Source organism: Paenibacillus amylolyticus (assembly GCF_036894225.1).
Lineage (GTDB): Bacteria > Bacillota > Bacilli > Paenibacillales > Paenibacillaceae > Paenibacillus > Paenibacillus amylolyticus.
This window is the reverse complement of sequence record NZ_CP145892.1, coordinates 2,055,574-2,076,727: the sequence shown is the minus strand read 5'-3', so window position 1 is coordinate 2,076,727 and position 21,154 is coordinate 2,055,574. Positions and strand designations below refer to the sequence as shown.

At 46.6% G+C, this 21,154-nt stretch carries 20 protein-coding genes; 6 read left to right on the top strand and 14 right to left on the bottom strand.

Going from position 1 to position 21,154, the window contains the following annotated elements:
* The first annotated feature begins 85 nt into the window (after positions 1-85).
* Positions 86-658 (top strand): hypothetical protein, encoded by a 573-nt coding sequence (locus V6668_RS09465; RefSeq protein WP_076252384.1) that lies wholly within the window; start codon positions 86-88, stop codon positions 656-658.
* A gap of 124 nt (positions 659-782) precedes the next feature.
* Here V6668_RS09465 and V6668_RS09460 read toward each other — a convergent pair whose 3' ends face one another.
* On the bottom strand, positions 783-1,169 hold the full coding sequence (locus V6668_RS09460) for a DUF423 domain-containing protein (protein ID WP_017689551.1): 387 nt from the start codon (positions 1,167-1,169) through the stop codon (positions 783-785).
* A gap of 287 nt (positions 1,170-1,456) precedes the next feature.
* On the opposite strand from V6668_RS09460, the gene V6668_RS09455 reads away from it, so the two are divergent.
* Both V6668_RS09455 and V6668_RS09450 read left to right on the top strand, forming a co-directional pair.
* Positions 1,457-1,927, top strand: coding sequence for a hypothetical protein (locus V6668_RS09455; protein ID WP_282322101.1), 471 nt, complete (start codon positions 1,457-1,459; stop codon positions 1,925-1,927).
* 106 nt (positions 1,928-2,033) lie between these two features.
* A complete protein-coding gene (locus V6668_RS09450) occupies positions 2,034-2,882 on the top strand; it encodes a DegV family protein (RefSeq protein WP_338708245.1) in 849 nt (282 codons plus the stop codon).
* A 199-nt stretch (positions 2,883-3,081) separates the two neighbouring features.
* On the opposite strand, the gene pdaA is transcribed toward V6668_RS09450, so the two are convergent.
* Together pdaA and V6668_RS09440 are read right to left on the bottom strand one after the other, a co-directional pair.
* A complete protein-coding gene (gene pdaA / locus V6668_RS09445; RefSeq protein WP_036669871.1) occupies positions 3,082-3,861 on the bottom strand; it encodes a delta-lactam-biosynthetic de-N-acetylase in 780 nt (259 codons plus the stop codon).
* A 97-nt stretch (positions 3,862-3,958) separates the two neighbouring features.
* Positions 3,959-4,369: a hypothetical protein gene (locus V6668_RS09440; RefSeq protein ID WP_338708244.1), complete on the bottom strand. Its 411-nt coding sequence runs from the start codon at positions 4,367-4,369 to the stop codon at positions 3,959-3,961.
* A 207-nt stretch (positions 4,370-4,576) separates the two neighbouring features.
* On the opposite strand from V6668_RS09440, the gene cysC reads away from it, so the two are divergent.
* Complete coding sequence (gene cysC, locus V6668_RS09435; RefSeq protein WP_338708243.1) at positions 4,577-5,215, top strand: adenylyl-sulfate kinase; 639 nt, start codon at positions 4,577-4,579, stop codon at positions 5,213-5,215.
* A gap of 77 nt (positions 5,216-5,292) precedes the next feature.
* Here the strand turns inward: cysC and V6668_RS09430 are convergent, their stop codons facing one another.
* The 10 genes from V6668_RS09430 to V6668_RS09385 all read right to left on the bottom strand — a co-directional run bounded on the left by V6668_RS09430 (position 5,293) and on the right by V6668_RS09385 (position 15,512).
* The gene (locus V6668_RS09430; protein ID WP_338708919.1) at positions 5,293-7,110 is read right to left on the bottom strand and encodes an ABC transporter ATP-binding protein; all 1,818 of its coding nucleotides are present in this window, start codon (positions 7,108-7,110) and stop codon (positions 5,293-5,295) included.
* Positions 7,110-8,243 carry a nucleotidyltransferase family protein gene (locus tag V6668_RS09425; RefSeq protein WP_338708918.1) on the bottom strand — a complete coding sequence of 378 codons (1,134 nt, stop codon included), beginning with the start codon at positions 8,241-8,243 and terminating at the stop codon, positions 7,110-7,112. Before V6668_RS09425 ends, V6668_RS09430 begins: the two co-directional genes overlap by 1 nt.
* Before the next feature lie 52 nt (positions 8,244-8,295).
* Positions 8,296-8,778, bottom strand: a complete 483-nt coding sequence (locus V6668_RS09420) for a lasso peptide biosynthesis B2 protein (protein ID WP_017689559.1) — start codon at positions 8,776-8,778, stop codon at positions 8,296-8,298.
* Positions 8,779-8,782: 4 nt separating this feature from the next.
* Positions 8,783-9,082: a lasso peptide biosynthesis PqqD family chaperone gene (locus V6668_RS09415; protein WP_017689560.1), complete on the bottom strand. Its 300-nt coding sequence runs from the start codon at positions 9,080-9,082 to the stop codon at positions 8,783-8,785.
* Positions 9,079-10,026, bottom strand: a complete 948-nt coding sequence (locus V6668_RS09410; protein WP_338708242.1) for an aldolase — start codon at positions 10,024-10,026, stop codon at positions 9,079-9,081. The genes V6668_RS09415 and V6668_RS09410 overlap by 4 nt, the downstream gene beginning before the upstream one ends.
* A 139-nt stretch (positions 10,027-10,165) precedes the next feature.
* The gene (locus tag V6668_RS09405; protein ID WP_174806426.1) at positions 10,166-10,303 is read right to left on the bottom strand and encodes a paeninodin family lasso peptide; all 138 of its coding nucleotides are present in this window, start codon (positions 10,301-10,303) and stop codon (positions 10,166-10,168) included.
* Between the two features lie 53 nt (positions 10,304-10,356).
* Positions 10,357-10,485, bottom strand: coding sequence for a paeninodin family lasso peptide (locus V6668_RS09400; RefSeq protein WP_422395273.1), 129 nt, complete (start codon positions 10,483-10,485; stop codon positions 10,357-10,359).
* A 71-nt stretch (positions 10,486-10,556) separates the two neighbouring features.
* Complete coding sequence (locus tag V6668_RS09395; RefSeq protein WP_036609989.1) at positions 10,557-12,488, bottom strand: asparagine synthase-related protein; 1,932 nt, start codon at positions 12,486-12,488, stop codon at positions 10,557-10,559.
* Positions 12,485-13,753: a sulfotransferase gene (locus V6668_RS09390; protein WP_338708239.1), complete on the bottom strand. Its 1,269-nt coding sequence runs from the start codon at positions 13,751-13,753 to the stop codon at positions 12,485-12,487. Before V6668_RS09390 ends, V6668_RS09395 begins: the two co-directional genes overlap by 4 nt.
* 424 nt (positions 13,754-14,177) lie before the next feature.
* Positions 14,178-15,512, bottom strand: a complete 1,335-nt coding sequence (locus V6668_RS09385) for an MFS transporter (protein ID WP_338708238.1) — start codon at positions 15,510-15,512, stop codon at positions 14,178-14,180.
* Between the two features lie 307 nt (positions 15,513-15,819).
* Here V6668_RS09385 and yhbH point away from each other — a divergent pair, with 307 nt between their 5' ends.
* Together yhbH and V6668_RS09375 are read left to right on the top strand one after the other, a co-directional pair.
* The gene (yhbH, locus tag V6668_RS09380; RefSeq protein WP_036609998.1) at positions 15,820-16,989 is read left to right on the top strand and encodes a sporulation protein YhbH; all 1,170 of its coding nucleotides are present in this window, start codon (positions 15,820-15,822) and stop codon (positions 16,987-16,989) included.
* Entirely contained in the window at positions 16,986-18,422 is a 1,437-nt protein-coding gene (locus V6668_RS09375; protein ID WP_338708237.1) for a SpoVR family protein, read from the top strand. Before yhbH ends, V6668_RS09375 begins: the two co-directional genes overlap by 4 nt.
* Positions 18,423-18,562: 140 nt before the next feature.
* Here V6668_RS09375 and V6668_RS09370 read toward each other — a convergent pair whose 3' ends face one another.
* The gene (locus tag V6668_RS09370; RefSeq protein ID WP_338708236.1) at positions 18,563-21,043 is read right to left on the bottom strand and encodes an EAL domain-containing protein; all 2,481 of its coding nucleotides are present in this window, start codon (positions 21,041-21,043) and stop codon (positions 18,563-18,565) included.
* Between the last annotated feature and the right edge of the window lie 111 nt (positions 21,044-21,154).

Genomic DNA, 21,154 nt, shown 5'->3' with positions numbered 1-21,154 from the left:
AGCACTATGATAATTTCCTTTTTAATGATATAGTGAATTGAAGCGTTTTTTTGAGCTGACATAATTTTTAACGGGGCTGGGATGAATGAAAGAAACCTTATCCAATCAAGAGGACATCGGCTTTTTATTTAATGTCGATATACTTATTAAGAGCCGCTCAAATGCATTGGCACTGCAGTCCCTGTTGGAGTTCATAAACAATGAAGAACAAATTGCGGACTTTCGGATTCAATCCGGCATAGAGCTAGGCAAAATTATTGAAGCGACACTCCAGTCCAAGAAGGACTCTTTCGTCACACTTCACAACGAACGCAAAAAAGCCAACGCAGCACAGAAGGCGTCCACTGCAGCTCAGACACCTGCCTCACCTGCTCCAGTCAAAACACAGAATCTACAAGAACAACCGGTTAGCGAGATAAAGCCTGCCACCCAAACATCCAATGTATCCGATGGAAACTCGTTTGATGCGTGGATTGACACACTCATTAAAGAGAATAAACTCACCCGTATTGTTGTCAATAACAAGAACGGTAAACATCAGAGCATTCCTTGCCGTATTCTGAATTTTGATCGTGATACCAGTATTGTGAGCATCTACCATGTCGATGAAAAACAGGTGTATACGTTCCGAACCAATGAAATCGATGAGTTCCTGTAACTAACTTCATCGGATTAAAACAAAAAGCAACTTGCGTTAGAATGACGGTACATTCTAACGCAAGTTGCTTTTTTAGTTCTATGGTTCATGTAGAATTGAACCCTCCGGGATTTGTTTGGACCCATCAGGAGCGATCCTTACCTCGCTGCCATACATCTAATGCCAATAACAACCATCCGGCAATGAAGGCTACCCCACCAATCGGTGTGATGGCGCCCAGAATCTTGATGCCAGAAATACTAAGCACATACAAGCTGCCCGAGAACACAATAATTCCGATAAACAACAGACGCGCTGCCCACTTCAGTTTTGTCGATGCTCCAAGTTGACCAGCCGTCAAACCAATAATGAGCAAAGCCAATGCATGAATCATGTGATATTGCACACCTGTCTCATATGTAGCTATGGCCGCCGGCCCAATCGTATCCTTGAGCATGTGAGCACCAAACGCACCAATCGCCACCGATAGCATGGTCATTACAGCTCCAAGCATCATCCATCTTCGTTGCATATAAGTTCTCTCCCTTAATTCAACTACACTTCACTCCTATTATTGTAGCGAATCCACTCCTCCTTTACCAGTCGGGGTGGAGCTTCATAGATCATATGTCTGTTTATACTTACTAAACCTATCCCTACCCTAAATATCGTAGAAAACTGGCGTAAATCCTTGATTTTTATCGATAATTATGGAAAAGTAAACAGGTATGTAATCGTTGTATTTTAAAAGGAGAATCATTACTCATCGATTAGGTTAATAACATTCAGTACGATGATTAAGGGAGGCAAGTCAACATTATGGATAATCGCGATTCCTATAATTCAGGTTATAACAACACGGATCAGAATCCTGGCCGTGCAGATCCATACAATAACAATGGGTATGAAGCATACCCGCCAGATCATGAGAGGCAACCAATGGCACCACTGAAACATTCCGGACCTGGGATCGCCAGCTTTGTCATTGGGTTGGTTGCAATCTTGGGTTATATTCTGATATTCTTTATTGCCACCATGGCTGTAAACGAGTCCATCGGAGTTCTAACCCCGTTGCAGACAGAAGAGATCGCCTTGCATCCAGCAGTGGCTCTGGCTTCATTAGCCATCCTGGTCTGCCTGATTCTCAATCTGGCCGGAGGCATCGTCGGAATTATTGGTCTTGTCCTCAAGAATCGAAAGAAAGTTTTTGCCATTATCGGAACCATATTAAATGGGATCATGATTCTGTTATTCGTTGGACTTATCTTGGTGGGCATGACGCTGATGTAACGCTTTGCATCAGCGTCATGTTTCCTTATAATTAAAATGAATGGGTTTACACATAAGTATAATCTATATTTTTTTGCCAAAATCATTGTTTTCAAAGGAGATTGACATGTCACGAATCAAAATTTTTGCGGACAGCACAAGTGATCTGGCTCCAGAATGGATCCAGCAGCACGATATCGGTATCATCCCCTTATATGTCGTGTTTGGTGAAGAATCACTGAAAGACGGTGCTGAGATTAAGCCTGAACAGCTATATGAACGTGTTAGCCAAGATGGGCGTCTTCCCAAAACAGCTGCACCTTCCCCCGCTGATTTCATAACGGCATTTCAACCTTACATAGATCAAGGGGATGAGATTTTATATATCAGCTTATCTTCTGAACTTTCCTCTACCTATCAAAATGCACGACTAGCGAGTTCCGAGTTCCCGGAAGGTCGAATATCGGTCATTGACTCACAGAATCTCTCATCAGGAATTGCACTGATGGTGATGAAAGCTGTTCATGCTGCTGATAAAGGACAAAACCTGACTCAGATTACACACCTGATTGAGGCGATGAAATCAAATGTACGCACGGAGTTTGTTATCGATACACTAGAGTATCTGCATAAAGGCGGACGCTGTTCGGGCATGCAGAACCTGATTGGAAGCCTGTTGAAGATTCGTCCTGTCATCCGGGTAACAGATGGCAAGATGGCACCTGCCTATAAAGTGCGCGGCAAACGGGAGAAAGCTCTGGAACAAATGCTGAATAATACGCTCAGCCAGAAGGATCAGATCGATCCAGACCTGCTGATTGTTGTGCACACCATGGCTGAAGAGGATGCGCTTGACTTGCAGAAGTCTTTGCAGAAACAGACGGGTGCCCGAGTTGAACTAACCACTGCTGGTTGTGTAGTATGCAGTCATTGCGGCCCGAAAACGATTGGAATCATCTATAATACTGTTTTATAGTATTACACTTTACATCGTATCGTATTACCCAATCCAATCCTTTCTTCTGGATCTGTATGTGGTACATCCAATACTTGGACTGGCATAACGTTATAACTAAAAAGGGCATTCCGAGCTTAATCGCTCAGGATGCCCTTTAATATTTTTGCTAAACTTTTGAATGACCTACATTTGGTCCATTGCTCATTATGATAATGGATCAATAACTTTTGGTCCGCAGATCATCCAGACTTTTGAATGCGTATCCTTGCTTGCGGGCCTCATCAATAATGGAACCAAGAGCCTCCGTGTTATCTTTGGATACCGAATGAAGCAAAATGACAGCGCCCGGATGGAGTTGTTTCAACACCTGTTGATGAGCATATTGTGCGCCACGCTGCACATTGGTATCCCAATCTTTATAAGCAACAGACCAGAACACATTCACATACCCTTGGGCATGACTCTCTGCAAGCGTACGATTGTTAAAAATTCCACGCGGTGGCCGTAAAAAGGTCGCTTGTTGACCGGTCAGCCGATTGACCTCCGTCTTGACCTTCTCAAGTTCCTCTCTAAGCTTTTCATTGGAGATGCGGGTCATATCCGGATGACTCCATGAATGATTACCGACAATATGACCTTCAGCCGCCATACGTTTGACCAACTCAGGCTGATCTTTCAGATAATGACCTGTCACAAAGAAAGCAGCTGGCACCTTCTTGGTACGCAAAACATCCAGAATGGCAGGTGTGAATCCATTCTCATACCCGTTATCAAACGTGAGATACAATTCCTTCTGTTTTGTATCCCCCAGGAAAATGGCATCGTTATGTTGTAAGATTGATTTAAAGCCTTCCTGATCAATGGAGGGCAGTTGACCGTTTTGACTTTTTTTGAAGCCAAAGTGATACGCTCCGGTAACCGGTGATGCTTCAGTCTGTGCCGGTACCATACTGATGGATAACAGTCCCAACAGTATATATAGAACCATTCGCTTCATTCTATCCGCTCCTGTTCCTGAAAAATTCGGTTAGTCGTTTGCACACACGAACACCTTCAGGTAATATGCCACAGGAACGGCTAATGTATGTAAATCATTAACGATCGAAACGTTTATTTTCAGGTAGTGGCGGAGATTGATGGAACAATTCAAGTAAGGTCTGAGGTTTGCCACTGGAAGCAAGCCATTCCCTCACGGTCTGTATGGCACGGGTCTGTCCATCTCCCCGATCACGCCATGTAAGCAACTCGATAACTTTGATAATCAAGGCCGACATATTGTGATTATCCAGTTCAGACCGCTCTGCCCTCAGCTTGTGATACAAAGCCTCCTGCTCCCAATCCAGTAGAATCTCATCACCGATGGTTGGCTTCAAAAGTGTATACGCTCTGTCACAACCTTTACAACGAACCGTGCTGACCTGTTCATCTATAAATTCAGCGCGGATATCCTGCTGGCAATCATGGCATTTGAACCCAACTTGTATGTTTTGTATGTTTTTGTTCATGACATTGTTCCTCCTGCTATGTGAGCATTTTGCATCATTCGATTCAAAATACTCCTTGGATATATGCATAATGCTTATGTATGTACTACATCTATACCCGATATTTTGTCGATTCACGCTTATTTTGAAGAAATCTGTAAGGTGCTATAATCTTGTAAATATGTTAAAATATTATACATATCATGGTAGGGAAAAGGCGGGATACTCATGTCGAAGGAAGAGCGCAACATAACCTGGCAATCATCCAGCATCAACAGGCAAGACCGGGAGAAGCATAATAGGCACCATAGTCGTGCCATATGGTTTACCGGGTTATCAGGTGCAGGAAAGTCATCCCTTGCATTTGCCCTGGAGCAGTATCTCTACGATCAAGGCGTACGCTGTTATGTTCTGGACGGGGATAATATACGTCATGGCCTGAACCGTGATCTCGGTTTTACAGCAGGGGATCGTCAAGAAAATCTGCGGCGAATTGGTGAAGTATCGAAGTTAATGGTTGATGCCGGGTTGTTTGTACTTTCGGCTTTTATCTCTCCTCATGAACAGGATCGGGAGATGGTTAGACAGTTATTTGAACCAGATGATTTCATTGAAATCTATGTGCGCTGTTCAATCCAAGAATGTGAGCGGCGTGATCCCAAGGGTCTATACAAAAAAGCCCGCAATGGTGACATCCCGCATTTCACAGGCATTTCCGCCCCCTATGATGTACCCAAATCTCCTTCATTTATCATCGATACAGAGCAATGGTCCATTGAGGAAGCTGTGCAAGAGATCGTACAGCATTTGGAGCAGATTGGTGCTCTTCAACTGCCGCTTCCTACGAAAACAGCCCTCGTTCATTAATTCTTGCTCATTATACGATCCACCTACATAAGAGGCGCGCCCCTCGTGGCGCGCCTCTTTACGTTATGTCATACCCTTTACTGCCCCACAACACCTGCTTGCATGTTCAAAAGTTTGCTGAACGTCCCTACCGGATCAGTAGATAACTGCTGGTACCCGCCCTCTTGAATCACCCGACCTTCATCAAGTACAATTACACGATCTGCCGTCCGAATCGTGGACAATCGGTGTGCAATCACGATAATGGTCACATGTCCTTTTAACCGTTCCAGCGCCTCATGAATGTACTGTTCATTCTCACTGTCCAACGCACTCGTTGCTTCATCCAGTACCAATACAGAAGGATTACGCAGCATAGCCCGGGCAAGCACCAATCGCTGACGTTCACCCCCGGATAGCCGAATACCCCGATCACCAATAATCGTATCCAGACCCTGAGGCAGCTTCCGTACAAATGCCGCAGAGGAGGAAAATTGCAAAGCCTGCCACATCTGTTCTTCACTTGCATTTGGATCAACCAGACGCAGATTCTCACGAATACTTGTGTGAAACAGGAATGGATCCTGGGAGACATATCCGATGGAACTTCGCCAGCTCAATAATCGTTCTTCTGACAGAGGCACACCGTCAATCAAAATACGACCAGTTTCAGGCCTTACGAGGCCCATAATCAGATCTATCAGCGTGCTTTTGCCTGCTCCGGATTTCCCCACAATCGCGGTCATACCCCTTGCTGGAATCGAAGCTTGCACATTTCGCAATGAGTACATATCACTTCCCTCATAGCGATAGCAGACATCCTCACAGGTAATAGATTCCTTCAGTTCCATAGGTTGAATCCCATCAGTTCCAACGTCTCCTGCCGAAGCAATCTCTTCACTAATCTCACGACTCTTCGCCGTCTGCGCTTGCAGTTCTCTGACTACCCGAAATGCAGGCAGCATGGAGCTGATGTACTCCAGATTGGACTGAATTGCCGTAAACCTTGGCCATAATCGGGAAAAGATTAGGATGATGAGCAGCAGACTTGCTGGAGGCACCGTCATTACACGGAGAGAAAGATAGATGAATGCCGCAATAATGATTGCCGCGGACATCCGGTGAATCAGCTGTGTTCCACTGTTCAATTGGCTAAACTGAATGACATTGCGTTCTATCTGTCTGCACATGCGCTCAAACCAGTTCATGTGTGAGCGCTCAAGCATGTTACTCTTAATATCCTTAATGCCGTTGAAATGCTCGGTAATGCCGTTATAATAACTTTGCGAGAATTCAGAGGTCTGATCCCCGATCTGCTTGGCCCGCTTGACGAATTTTCTCAAGACAAAAAATAATAACAATCCACAGACCAGCACAAGTGCCGTCAGCTTGGCGGATAACCAGAAAGCAAGACCGATCTGAATGCCCGTAAAGATCAGAGAGGCTGCCATTTGCAGCATAATGCTCGTTCCCTGGCTCACACGTGCAAGTTCAGTCGTTAATATATGGTTAAAATCGGATTTTCGTTTTTGGAGAAAAAATGACCATTGCGCCATAATAATAGCACCATAGGTTTCCATGCGCAGCGTTCGTACAAATTGCTGTTGGATTCGAGTATTACGGATCGTCTGGAGACGCTGCATCCAGGCCTGTCCGGAGACAATCAACACAAAGGTGAACAATACGAGTAACAATTGGCTATTTTCAGAAAAACGATTCAACACGTCGCCAAGCCAGGGAATGTTTAAGCCTGTGGAGCCCATCTCAAATATGCCAATCAGACTCAGCATCGGAACAAGCATGTAGATACCGATCCCTTCCATGAGACTGATACAGATCATCCCTAGCAGATTCCAATATAAAATGGGCCCCGTGACATGATGCAACTTTCGCATGAAATACCTTAATTCCGAGATCATACTTTACCCCTTTCCGTCACCGTATACCTTTTAATTCGCCGCCAGAACCAGAGAAACGGACGTAACGGAAAGTACAGAAAAAACAAAGAACGCGGAAGCGGCAATTGATCCACATCCCATGTACTTGGATATAAACGTTCAATAAAGAAAAACCATTTCTGTTTTGTACTTCGAAGTTTAAACAAATACGATTGATAAGACTTCATATCAGCCGGACTTTCCAGCATGTCGTTCATGAACTTTGCGCCTTCGTTGGCTAATCGCTTGCCTGTACGGTCACTCAAGGACATCAAGGACCTGTACTCTACATCCAGCGGCGTATTCAGCAGCTCCGAGGCCAGATAAAGAGCCTGTGAACCAATGGATAAACGTCCCTCGGCTTTCAGACGTCTCTCTAATTTCTTCACATCAAGTGGCATGCTGCGGATCATCTGGTCGATATCCAGTAACCAGCGCAGTCTGAACCAGCCGTGTCGTGCACCATGAGTTACGAGATAGGCCCATAGGTCTTCTTGTTCGAGCATACGGACAGGTGTCTGTGTGTATGAACTGAACCGGCTGCGTTTCCACAGCAATTCAAAATCGGTTTCTTTGCCCGAATCCGGGTTCAGGCGCCAATGGATCTCCACTTGAGTCCTTTTGACCGGATGGGTGTAACAGATATGATGTTCCCGCCATTTCCAGCTGCGCACCGTAGGTGCCCGCTCCCCTTCCTTGGATACATATCCGAGGGTAGTTAGAATGCCTTCAGCCGCTTCCACATCATCAAACGGAATCAGGATATCCAGGTCTTTGGAGGTTCGCATCGATACATCGCCATAGAGATCATGGGCGAGCGCTGGTCCCTTTAGTGTAATATTGCGGATACCGCGTTCACGAAAAGCTCCACACACCTGCTCCATTTCAGCTGTCAGATGTAACATGCGGAACGTATTGGCCGTATATTGTTGTCTCAGACTCTCCATAACATCTGCAGGAATGATTGCAGAGTTGAATTCTTTCATTTTCACATAAAGGACAGAGTATAAGCGGTGATGATAGACAAGTCGCAGAAAAAGTTGCCAATCGGTTCCTTGCAAACCCGCCTTGAGTTCTTCAGGGGATAGAGCCGTCAGATCACCTCTAATCATGCTCAAAATCAGCTTAAGCTCCTTCGGAAACCCTGATGAATAGAGTTCACTTTCATGTATCATAGACAATCTCCCCAGATCCCTTCTCCGGACACCGTTTGCCAAACACACCGACAACCGTATATTGGTCCATAGTATCAGCTCCGGTCACGATCAATTTACCACTTCGCAGCCAGGCATGAGCCATCATATGTCCTTGCTTATTCCGTGCAGTCCCCATATATAACGTACTCTCTATCTTGCGTCGCTCAAGCATCTTCATCCCGGCAATCGCCATTACAAGGCAGCGGCTTTCCCATAACGTATATTTGCTGGCGAGCGAAATTGCTTTGGAAATATTCCGTATAGTGATGACCTCGCTGCGTTCGAGTCCTGTCATCGGTGTTTCTACCATAGGCGTACCCAGCCCTGGCGCGATTTTGGCAAATGGCATAGCCTTCTGTATGCGTGCCCAGCCAAGGAGGATATAGGCCTCCCATACCAGTCGACGCATCGACCGCGGGAGCGAGAGATAAGCCTTTATTTTTCGCAACATCATTCTACACTCCGCGAGTAACGTCGATTAAACCTTCACGGGACAGATGTTCCAGGAATTGCACCACCTGCTCACGACAAACATCTGGCTCAATCTCATACTCCGCAGCAAGTACCTCAACAACTTCACCCAGCGTGCGTTCTTCTGCGATCAGGTCCCAGATTCGTCCACCGGTACTCCCGAGATTATAGTATTTTCCAGAGCTAATGCTCATCATGACTTTCTCACTGCCCATATCACTGACCAGATTGCCTTCCTTCCGGGTTACCCGGTCTTCCACATTCATCGGCGTAGTCGCTGTCATTGTCCTGTATGCACTCCTTTGCGTATATGATCTGTGATCCGCTCCACCATCTCAAATGCTGTAAACTCAGCACCCGTTCTGACCAATCTGCCAATCTCCACACTTGCTGAAAGTCTTGAAGCCGTCTCGAACAGCCACTGTGCCAGCCCTTGTCTTGCAACGAGTCCACCACGGAACGTATGCGAGCATAACAGATGCAGTCGTTCCAGCCCCGTCACTTCAACCAGTTGAACAGATGTATGGTTTTCCTCCGGTTGTGGAGCAAGTTCAAATATTCCACCTAATGGTACGGCCATCTCATGAAAATAGTGCTGAACAGGTATCGCATACTTTGTAATCTCTGCGTGAACCGTTGCATAATCCTGTTCCTTCATGCCGAAGCCGTCCAGACTGGGTTGCCATAACTTCTGTTGCGGGTAACCAGGTGATACAATAGCTCTTCCTCCAGCATCCCAGGTCAGTGCAACAACATCATCGGTGAGAAGCGGATATCCGCGTGATGCCAGTGCGGCCGACAGTGTCGATTTGCCTGCCCCCGAATGTCCGACAAATGCGTAAGCCCAGCCATCAATAACCACTGCACTACCATGCAATGGAAGAATACCACGCTGCATCATAATGACCGCCATACAGGTGCCCAGGATGAATAATCTGACCTTTTTCTCATCCGCTCCTGGCTGAGGGGATACAACGATACGCTTTCCATGCTCCATTAGAAACAGACCTGTATCTTCGATTTTGAAAAAAAGACTGCCCTCTCGTGCCACAAAGTTGTCGTTGCCTACATCCCAATCCTCCCACAATGGGGTCAGATCTGAAGACTCGATGTGCACATCCACGACATCAAAATCAGTCTCCGCATCCTTGGGTGCGATCTGTAGTTCAGGCATTCGAATTTGGCTCGACCAGCGCAGACCATACGCCACATAATGCACAGGCAACAATGAACGACGCCTCCTTCGTAATAAAATGTAAAAAAAAGCCCTTATATTCATGTTGCTCAATATAAGGGCGGAGGCGAAAAGCTGGATTTGTTGCATTTCCGCCCTTTAAGTATGATGACACTTCATAAAACTAAACAACTTAGGAAGTTGGATCGTACAGATCCGCATCGTGAACCGTGATCCAGTCAATTTGTCTGTAGCCAGTACCGGCCATTGTTTGATTGACTTCCAACACTTCAAGAGCTGGTGCTTGCCATTCCTTTTTTTCCATTTGCATCGTATTCACCTCCTTTTCGCACTTCTAAGTATGATGGCATATGGTAAAGCTTTCTAACTTGTTCCGTAGAGATCCGCATCGTGAACCGTAACCCAGTCGATATGTTTGTAACCTGTGCCCGCCATTGTTTGGTTGACTTCCAATATTTCCAGTGCTGGTGATTGCCATTCCTTTTTTTCCATTTGCATCGTATTCACCTCCTATCATGAGTCAATTGTAAGAAAAATCCGGGCCCACAGTTCACCGGGCTATATCAGAATTTCCGAATGAACCGATAGACGATCAGACTATGCATCATCAATCGCAGATCTGGATGTGAAGCAAGCTCTGGTCTCGGACTTGGAAAGTTGGCCAGGGCGGATTTGATACGCTCCGTGTTTAATATGCCAGCGACCTTGCTGTCAGAACACAAAGCACGTAACTCAGCGGTAAAGGCATCCCAATTCGGAATGATACGATGTAACCAATCTGCAGGCTGCACACCCCGTACCCGCTGATTCAGTCTGACCTTGTCAGGCAACTCCGGTGAAGTAGCCCGGCGAATCAATGAACGATCCGTCCCTTGTTTCACATATTGTTCAATCGGAACGGACAGACAGAACCGGATGACTCTGGCATCACTTGTCGGATCACGTTCCCAAGCGCGGTAACGCAGAGAACATTTCGTAGCTACAGCACCGTTTTTGTTGGCAATGGCCAGGTTATTAAATTTCTCGGCACGTACTTTGAGTGCATCAGCCTGGGCACCGCCCTGCAGAACAATAATGGATTTGAGTCTTTCCAGTACACCCGTTCTCTGCGCAAAGTCAGGATGGATCAATTGTACGGATGCGGCCTGGCTGGCTCCTTTGGACTGAGCCTTGAACCAATCCGGATATGCCTTTTTCCCGGTGATCTTGGCTATACGTGAGAAAGGCATGCCCGTTCGTTCACTATACTGCTGCATCTCACGGAACCAGCGGTACCAGCGGCCACTTTTCAGTAGACTGGCGTAATAATCCAGAGCCGGTCCCCAGGAGATGGTGAAATTACCACGTGCCCCTGTGAGCAGGATGCCTGCATCTTGCTGGCTCGCTTTTTCATAGAATCCGCGAATCCAGAATGAATTTTCAAAGTATTTATAGGGCATTTCCATAATGTCGAGCCAGGTATCTACTTCACTGAGTGGACTTCTGCCTTCAAAATCGAGGTAGTTCTCTGTGATATTGCCGACATGATTAATCGTGGAACGTATGAAGGGCCGTTCGTCTGCGAGCAACGTTTTCGACGTATAATCTGTGAAATCGGGTACGGGAACATAACTATAGGCCTGCAGCCGTTTGCCCTGACTTCTCAGTGTTCCGGAAGCAAAACCAACCACGGCTCCCGAGTCCAGTCCGCCACTTAATGCAGCAGCCACCTGTCTGTGCGTTCGCAATCGTGATCCAACCGCCTGCCCAAAGACCTCCCTAAACGCTTCTACATACTCGCCATCGGATTTAAGCCTTAGAGGTTCCACTTCATTCCAGCGATGATATTGCTTCAGCTCCAGTCTCCCATCCCGGAAGACAAGTGTATGTGCAGAAGGCAGCTGGCTTATTCCCCGATATACAGTTGAATTGATATCTGCTGAATCATGCATGTCAGGAATGGCAAGGAATTCGGACAGCCAGGTCTCATCAAGTTCTTTATGTACCCCTTCAAGCCCGAGCAACGGATTCATCAGTGTGCAGAAAGCAAAACGTGAACCATCATGTCGGTAATAAAAAGCTCTCATGCCTGTAATGTCTCTCGCTGCATACAGTTTTCGATTCCGCTCATCCCATATCGCGAATACAAAATCCCCCAGCAATCGGACGGCTACATCGTCTCCCCAGCGCTGATAGGCACGCAAGATCAATTCACTATCCGCCAACATAGCCAGTTCAGCTCTAGATATTTGTAATTGATCTGCCAGTTGTTCCCGGTTATCCAGAATGGCATCTGCCGTGATGGTCAGACCACTTTCCTCATCATATAAAGGCAACTTCTCGCTAACCGATTCCGGTGTAATCCATTGGGCATGACAGCTGAGGAACGCCTCATTGCCTTTCCACACTCCTGTTGTATCCGCAGGGACATGCCCCAGGCTTGCGTACAGACGCCAGCTGTCTTCCCATAGCGCCTGCTGACCATCGTTGTGAACAATTCCTGCTATGGCGCTCATGACTTGCCTCCCCGTAGAATCTTGCGCTGTGAAGCCCATGCGCTGATCTGATGACCAAATGGTACCCATGATTTGATACGCTGTATTTTGCTTTGAGCAGAAGCCAGCTGGACTTTCAAGCGTTCTCGCTCACTGTAACCCCGTTCCAGACGATGATCTGCTGCACGTAATGCGGCTTGCAGCTGTCTGATCGTTACCAGTGCAGCTAGCGTCGGGTCTGTCTTTTCCGGTTCTTCGACAACTGGGTCATTAAGATTCCCAACCGGATCATGAACGACAGAATCTGCCGGTTGCATTCGGTATTGTGGTTGCCACTGGCAACCGGTCGCTGCTGTCAACTGATGCGTGATTCGGTCAATGACCTCCTGATCCGGACTTGCATCATAATGTACACCCGTCCATTGTTCGGCTTCTGCGAGCTGTTCACTGTATCCCATCTGGTGGAACAGATCTGCCCCCATCACACGGCAATACAGTTCAACTTCATGTGGTTCTAATATGTTTTTCCAGTTGTTAACAGAACCCTTATGTGCCTCTTGATGCGAAGAGAGGAAAGGATCACCCACGCCCATACTGTAGAACATGTCAGACTTGGCACTGTCCAGAAACTGTCCATACTGCTCCATTCCCTGTTCATATCGAATTCCCAGAAACGCGCATAGTTTCTCAAGTTCTTCCTGAGGATTGGAAACCAATCGTTCATATTGCAATTCATACGCATTGGAATGGGGTTTGGCAAAATAATCATTCAAGCGGAGCATCCCAAGTGTGAGATCTACGGATTTCATATTTAATTTGGGGCTCTGCAGACTATGAATCAGGTCGAATCCTTCTCCTGTGTGGCGGTTTACCTTTTTGAATGATGCAGCTACGGCCAGAGGATTACGCTGGAGATGAATACGCTTGGACTGAGGGAACAGACGATCCAGCCATTCCAGCATGTAATAGTACCGTGGAGATTTATCAACGATGAAGTCTGCTCCGCTCCCCTCCAGGAATCCATTGTAGATTTCAAGAGCAAAACTTCTGCACGCCTTCTCGAAGACATCCTCAGATACCATGGCATTGTAGAACTGGCGCATGATGGAGCTGCCACCGTAAGCACGTGAATCAGCCTTGGGTAAATCGACAAGATTCATCAGAAACCACATTTCCTGGGTGGCAAATATACGACTATGATTTTGCAGCATTACGGTGGATAATGAACTACCACTGCGGGGAACACATAGTAAGAAAACAAGTCCGTTACCTTGAGTATCGATCAATGGCAGCCTCTCCTCTGTTCATTAGTATAAATATGTAGCTGGGATAGACCAGACTCTACCTTTGTGTTTGGCAAAACGAGTAATATGCACGCTATAGGTCAGCATTTTGCAATATTCCGTCGGAAGTTCACCCGGGAATGAAGCAAAACACATGATTACATTCGACAACTCTCAGATACAATATGTATTTATAGTTTTACTCTATGATACAAAATGTATCATGTCAATCTTTTATTTTCACCTTTTCATAAATTGATACTCTTTCACTGTATTCTGCTGTCTGTCATTTAAGCACTTATTCATGGATCAATTATGTTCTGATTGCACAAACGCGAATAAGCTCCAGACATGTTCTGTGAGGAACAATGCCTGAAGCCATACGTAATCCGTTGAGAAACTTAATATGAAAACGGGTGAACAACCATCAGGTAAATCTTACATCTGAACTTTTCCCAGAAGCTCCAACGCTCCTATTTCGCTCTTCTTCCTGATCTGCCCGTGTAACATCCTGCATCCCCTTCTGTACCTTCACGGTTAACAATACAGCAATGCCCGCGACGAAAAAGAAGATGAGCGACAGAATACCCCAACGTGTGGAACCCGTGATCTGCCCAACATAACCAAACACAAATGGACCAAAGATCGAAGAGAATTTGCCTGTAATATTCACAAAACCAAAATACTCTCCTGTTCTGCCTGCTGGCATCAGATTGCTAAACAGGGAACGCGCTGTGGATTGACTCACACCCTGCACGACACCAACCAGCCCTGCGAGCACATAGAAGTGGATCGCTTGTGTCATGAAATAACCGAGAATCACAATACATATGTAGACCGATAAGCTAACGATTAATACCTGCTTTGCTCCCCAACGCTGTGCCCATGCTCCCAGTAACAATGTACACGGGAACCCGATGAACTGGGTTAACAGTAGCGCGAGCATCAGGTCGGCTGTGCCTATGCCTATACTTGTCCCATAGATCGTAGCCATTAGAATGATGGTATTAATGCCGTCATTAAAAAACCAGAAAGCCACCAACATGCGGATTAACTGGGGAAAACGCCGCATCTGACGAAAGGTTTGCCGCAGTCTGCGCACGCCCACCGCAACGTACCCTGTCCACGTTCCGGGCAGATCCGGTGATGCAGGCCGTCTCGGAGCATGGCGGAAGATCGGTATCGAGAACAGCAACCACCACAACGAGACGGTGATGAAAGCAAGTCTTGTGCCTGCCAGTGTACTGCTCATCCCGAACCAGCCCGGTTGCTGAATCATCAGCAGGTTCACTGCAAGCAGCAAACCTCCTCCAATATAACCATAGGCATAACCTTTGGATGATATCATGTCCCTTCGTTCCACGGGTACCAGATCCGGCAGCATTGCATCGTAAAAGGTATTACCACCTGCAAAACCAATCGTAGATATGACCAGCAACGCGGAAGCAAGGAACCAGTCCCCTTCACCGATTACGCTGAATCCCAATGTGGCAAGGACGCCTATAATTGCAAATACACGCAGGAAGTCGCCCTTCCGTCCTGACAAATCAGCTAGTGTGCCTAGCAACGGCGTTAGCAGAGCTACGCACAACATGCCAATGGAGTGTGTATAGGCCAGGTAGGAGGCGGCGGTGTCCGTATCCAGTGTTGCTGCAGCCACCGAAGCATAGAATACAGGCAGTACTGCGGCCAGTACTGTTGTCGCGTAAGCCGAGTTAGCCCAATCGTACATAATCCAAGCCTTGATCGCCTTTTTATTCACATGAATCCTTCCTTTACATGCATCTATATTAGTGCGAGTTCAACAAGTCTAAGTGGACTTTTTGAACAACCTCTATTAGATGCCAGATCGATGTCTTTCTCCTATTGTAAAGGAAGGATATCACACTTGTTCACTATTTCTGTAAAATATGGTGCAGTTCTGTTCTTACGACTCACCTTACCTCTGAGGTGAACTTGCGTAATTGTATCATTTTATATCCACTCTCATCACATATCGTCCTCGCCCGTGAATATACTTAATTACCGACAGGCCAAACTGTGCCGCGTAATCAATGGGGGGTGCCTACATGTCAAATTCACACCAGCCTTACTCGTTCGTTGTGTCGAAGGAAGATTGGTCGCTTCACCGCAAAGGGTACCAGGACCAACAGCGCCATCAGCAAAAGGTGAAAGATGTCATCAAGCAGAATCTGCCTGATCTGATTACGGAAGAAAACATCATCATGTCTGATGGAAAACAAATCATCAAGGTACCAATCCGCAGTCTGGATGAGTACCGTTTTGTGTATAACTACCAGAAGCAAAAACATGTCGGTCAAGGAGACGGTGACAGTCAGGTCGGAGACGTCATCGGTCGGGATCCCTCTGCTTCGCAGAAACCCGGCAAAGGCGAAAAAGCTGGTGATCAGCCTGGTCATGATATTGTGGAAGCCGAAGTGAGTATTGAGGAATTGGAAGATATGCTCTTCGCTGAGCTGGAATTACCCGATCTGAAGCAGAAAGATAAAGACCTGATTGAGACACATACGGTAGTTTTCAACGATATTCGCAAAAAAGGCATGCAGTCCAATATTGACAAGAAACGTACCATTCTGGAGAATCTGCGTCGCAATGCAACGACTGGTACGCCAGGCATCCATCACATCAGTCCAGATGACCTGCGCTACAAGACATGGGAAGACAAAATCATTCCACAATCCAATGCCGTTATTATTGCCATGATGGATACATCCGGGTCCATGGGTTCGTTTGAGAAATACTGCGCGCGCAGCTTTTTCTTCTGGATGACCCGTTTTCTACGCCGTCAGTATGAGAAAGTTGAGATTGTTTTCCTCGCCCATCATACGGAAGCCAAGGAAGTAACCGAAGAAGAGTTCTTTACCCGTGGCGAGAGCGGAGGCACCATCTGCTCCTCTGTATATATGAAGGCACTGGATATTATTGACAGTCGTTATCCACCTTCAAGCTACAACATCTACCCTTTTCACTTCTCTGACGGGGATAATCTGACCTCGGATAACGAACGGTGTGTGAAGCTGATCGGCGAGTTAATGAAGCGTAGCAACATGTTTGGATACGGCGAAGTGAATCAGTACAACCGCAGCAGCACACTGATGTCGGCTTACCGTCATATCAAGATGGATCAGTTCATGTATTATGTGATCAAAGAAAAAGGCGAAGTGTACAAAGCTTTGCGTAGCTTTTTCCAGAAACGGGAAGGAGGCAGCGTTAGATGACAGATGAGATCCGCGACCTAGAATACGCTATTGCCGAGATTATGGAGATTGCCAATGGTTTTGGTCTGGACTATTACCCCATGCGGTACGAAATCTGCCCATCGGATATTATTTATACATTTGGAGCCTACGGCATGCCGACCAGATTCAGCCACTGGAGCTTTGGCAAAACATTTCATAAGATGAAAATGCAATACGATTTTGGACTCAGTAAAATTTATGAGCTTGTCATCAACTCCAACCCTTGTTATGCCTTCTTGCTGGATGGCAATTCCCTGATTCAGAACAAATTGATCGTAGCCCACGTATTGGCCCACTGCGATTTTTTCAAAAACAATGCCCGCTTCTCCAAATCCAACCGTAATATGGTCGAAAGCATGGCCGCTACGGCGGATCGGATCAGCAATTATGAGATGGAATACGGAACGGAAGCGGTTGAAGCATTTATCGATGCCGTGATCGCAATTCAGGAACATGTGGACCCACAGCTGATTAAACCCCGCCATTTGGACAAACAACGCTACATGGAGATGAAAATGCGGGAGCAGCGCGGTGAGAAAAAACCACGGCCGGAAGGCCGCTATGATGATCTGTGGTCACTTGATGACGTGCAGACCGAAGAAGCACCCGCTGAAGGTATTCAGGTCCATCATTTTCCGCCTGAACCGGAGAAGGATGTCATGTGGTTTATTCAGGAATTCTCCGAAGTGTTGACCGACTGGCAGCGGGATATCATGAGTATGATGCGTGAGGAGATGTTATATTTCTGGCCACAGATGGAAACCAAAATCATGAACGAAGGCTGGGCATCCTACTGGCATCAACGCATTATCCGTGAGCTCGATCTGAACAGTGAGGATACGATCGAATTTGCGAAGCTCAACTCCTCCGTGGTGCAGCCATCCAAACAAAGTCTGAATCCATATTATTTGGGACTGAAGATCTTTGAGGATATTGAACGGCGCTGGGATAACCCAAACCGTGAAGAACAGGAACGTTGGGGCCGCAAACCAGGGCAAGGTCGTGCCAAAATGTTCGAGGTGCGTGAATTCGATTCCGATACCTCCTTTATCCGCAATTACATGACCAAGCAATTAACCGAGGATCTGGACCTCTACGTATTTGAGAAAAAAGGCCCGGACTGGAAAATCACCGACAAGTCCTGGGAGAACATACGGGATCAGCTCGTATTTTCACGTGTCAACGGGGGCTCCCCTTACTTGGTCGTGCAAGATGCTGATTATCTGCGGACAGGAGAACTCGTGCTCAAACATCAATATGAAGGCATTGAGCTGGATCTGAAATATATGGAACGCACCCTACCTTATCTGTACCGCCTCTGGGGACGTACCGTACATGTGGAGACACGTGTCGAGGATAAACCGATCTGGTTTACGTATGATGGCAAGAAACACCACCGCAAGTTTATGTAAGGTTTTCGATTATCATTATAGGAAACGAAAATATAAATGTGCTTATCATGGATGAGTTTAATGATTAATAAAAGATAAGACATAAAAAAAGCGGCAAGTCCCCGACATAAACGGGGACTTGCCGCTTGGCATACATAAAATTAGGATGGTGCCGGCGGTGTACCATTACCCTGCAATCGCAGCGGCACAAAAAAATCATGCTCCACTTCACTTGCCGGCAGTGGCCGACTGAAATAATATCCCTGAATCTCGCGGCAGTCATTCTGCATCAGAATATCCAGTTGGCCTTTCGTCTCAATGCCTTCCGCAATCACTTCCATCTTGAGATTCTGTGCCATCGATATAATGGTCGCCACAATGGCTTGATCACTGTGACTCTCTGTAATGTCCGTCACAAACGAACGATCAATCTTGAGCTTGTGAATCGGGAAATGCTTCAGATAACTGAGTGAGCTGTATCCCGTACCGAAATCATCCAGGCTGATCTTGACACCCAGTGCTGTCAGTTCATTAAGAATCGCCGTGGATACGGCTGCATCCATCATCATGCTCTCTGTTATTTCCAGTTCCAGATATCGAGCATCCAGCCCTGTCTCAAAGAGTGCATTCTTGACCTGTTCTACCAAGTTGGATTGGTGGAACTGCTGGCTGGACAAGTTAACCGATACCGGAATGAGTGGTCCGCCACTGGCATGCCAGAGTTTCATCTGCCTGCATGCTTCCCGCAGCGTCCAATTGCCAATCTCATAGATCATGCCTGTCTCTTCTGCAAGCGGGATAAACACATTGGGTGCGAGCAGACCTTTGAGTGGATGGTTCCAACGTATAAGAGCCTCCACACCAATCATGCGGCTATCCTCGGTACGAATCTGTGGTTGATAGTACAGGACCATCTCATCGCGTTCCAACGCTTTACGAAGATAACCCTCCAGCTCAATGCGTTCATATAGTTCCGAATCCAGTTGGGCCGTGTAGAATTGGAAACCATTTTTGCCGTTTTTCTTCACTTCATACATGGCGGAGTCCGCATGTTTCAGCAAAGCATCCACACCCACTCCATGATCCGGATACATCGCAATTCCAATGCTGGCGGTTACGTAAAAGTCATTCTCCTTCAGTCGATAAGGTAACTGAATGGCTTCAACAATCTGTTTTGCAAGTTCTGCCACTCTTACTTCTGTCGCTTGACCCTGGGTCACAACGAGTGTGAACTCGTCCCCGCCCATCCGGGCCAGCATGACATTCTCCATAGCCAAGGGATCAGAAGCTTCTATGGCTTTCATGATCCGGTTGCTCACTTCTCTTAGAAATACATCTCCAATGGAATGTCCCAGCGAGTCATTAATCATCTTGAAACGATCTATATCCATAACCATAACGGCAAAAGAGTTCCCTTTTTCTGCTGAATCGTTAATCGTACAAGCCAGCACATCATCCAACTTGCGCCGATTGGGCAGCCCCGTCAACGGATCATGCAAAGCTTGGTGACGAATCTTCTCCTGAGCCTGCTTCTCCTCCGTTACGTCTTTGATCAAAATGTGACTTCCCACATGTCTGCCATCAATGACAACAGGAACTACAACAATACTAAGGTCCAGAAGTTCACCCTGTACATCTCTCATTTTGGCCATGTAGTGCGCCTGCTCCAGCCCATGATCATCCCAATCGATGGAATCAAATTCACTTATCCACTCTATATCGATTTGCTGAGCGATCTCATCAATGGAACGATCCATGACCTCTTTTTCAGGATATCCGGTGATTGTTGTTACAGCAGCATTAATCCCTTTAACAATACCTTCCTTGTTCACTGAAATAATAGCATCCGAATGGTTATGATACAGGGCCTGATACCATTGCTCATTCTCATGAATCCGTCGATCTTTCTGTGACATTCGCTGATTGATAAATATGCCAAACAACGTCAAGCCCAGAGCAATAAATGTGCCCGATGCGATCAAGTAGGCGAGAATACCTGGCTCAATCTGCATACCTGAACTTACCATCGAGCCATGTGAATGATGGAAATGTGCGGCTGACATCCCGGTATAATGCATGCCAGAGATTCCAATACCCATAATGAGACCGCTGCCCATCTTGTAAACCCAGGTATGTCTTGATTGATGATAACGGAAGAAAAACATGAGCCACAATGCCGCAAATGAAGCAAGCGCTGCAATCAGAATAGATAACACCACTCTGCCTGGTTCATACGTAACCGGAATTGACATCGCTGCCATTCCCACATAATGCATCGAGCTGATCCCTGCCGTCATCAGTACTCCAGCAATCATGAGCTTGCTTATCCTGCCCGATTGTGTACCCGCAATGTTCAAGGCCACCCCCGATGCGACAATAGCAAGTAGAACAGATAAAACAACCTTACCGGTGGAATAGGAGACTTGCGTAGGCAGAACAAAAGCTAGCATACCTACGAAATGCATGGACCAGATTCCTAGCCCCATCGATACTGCACCGCAGGTAAGCCATACATTCCTCGCCATCCCGTTAGCCTGACTTACACGGCCTGCAAGGTCAAGGGCAGCGTATGAAGCTAACGATGCAATAATATAGGATAAAATAACAAGTTCTAAGTTGTACGTGCCATGTAGGTGCTCCACTCACTCTGTCCTTTCAACCGGGAAATGCCTTGTATGTATGCAAAAATGTAAAAAAGAAGCGAGTGCGCTGTCTGGATGACAGGCACTCCCTCCGCATCATTTGACTCGTGA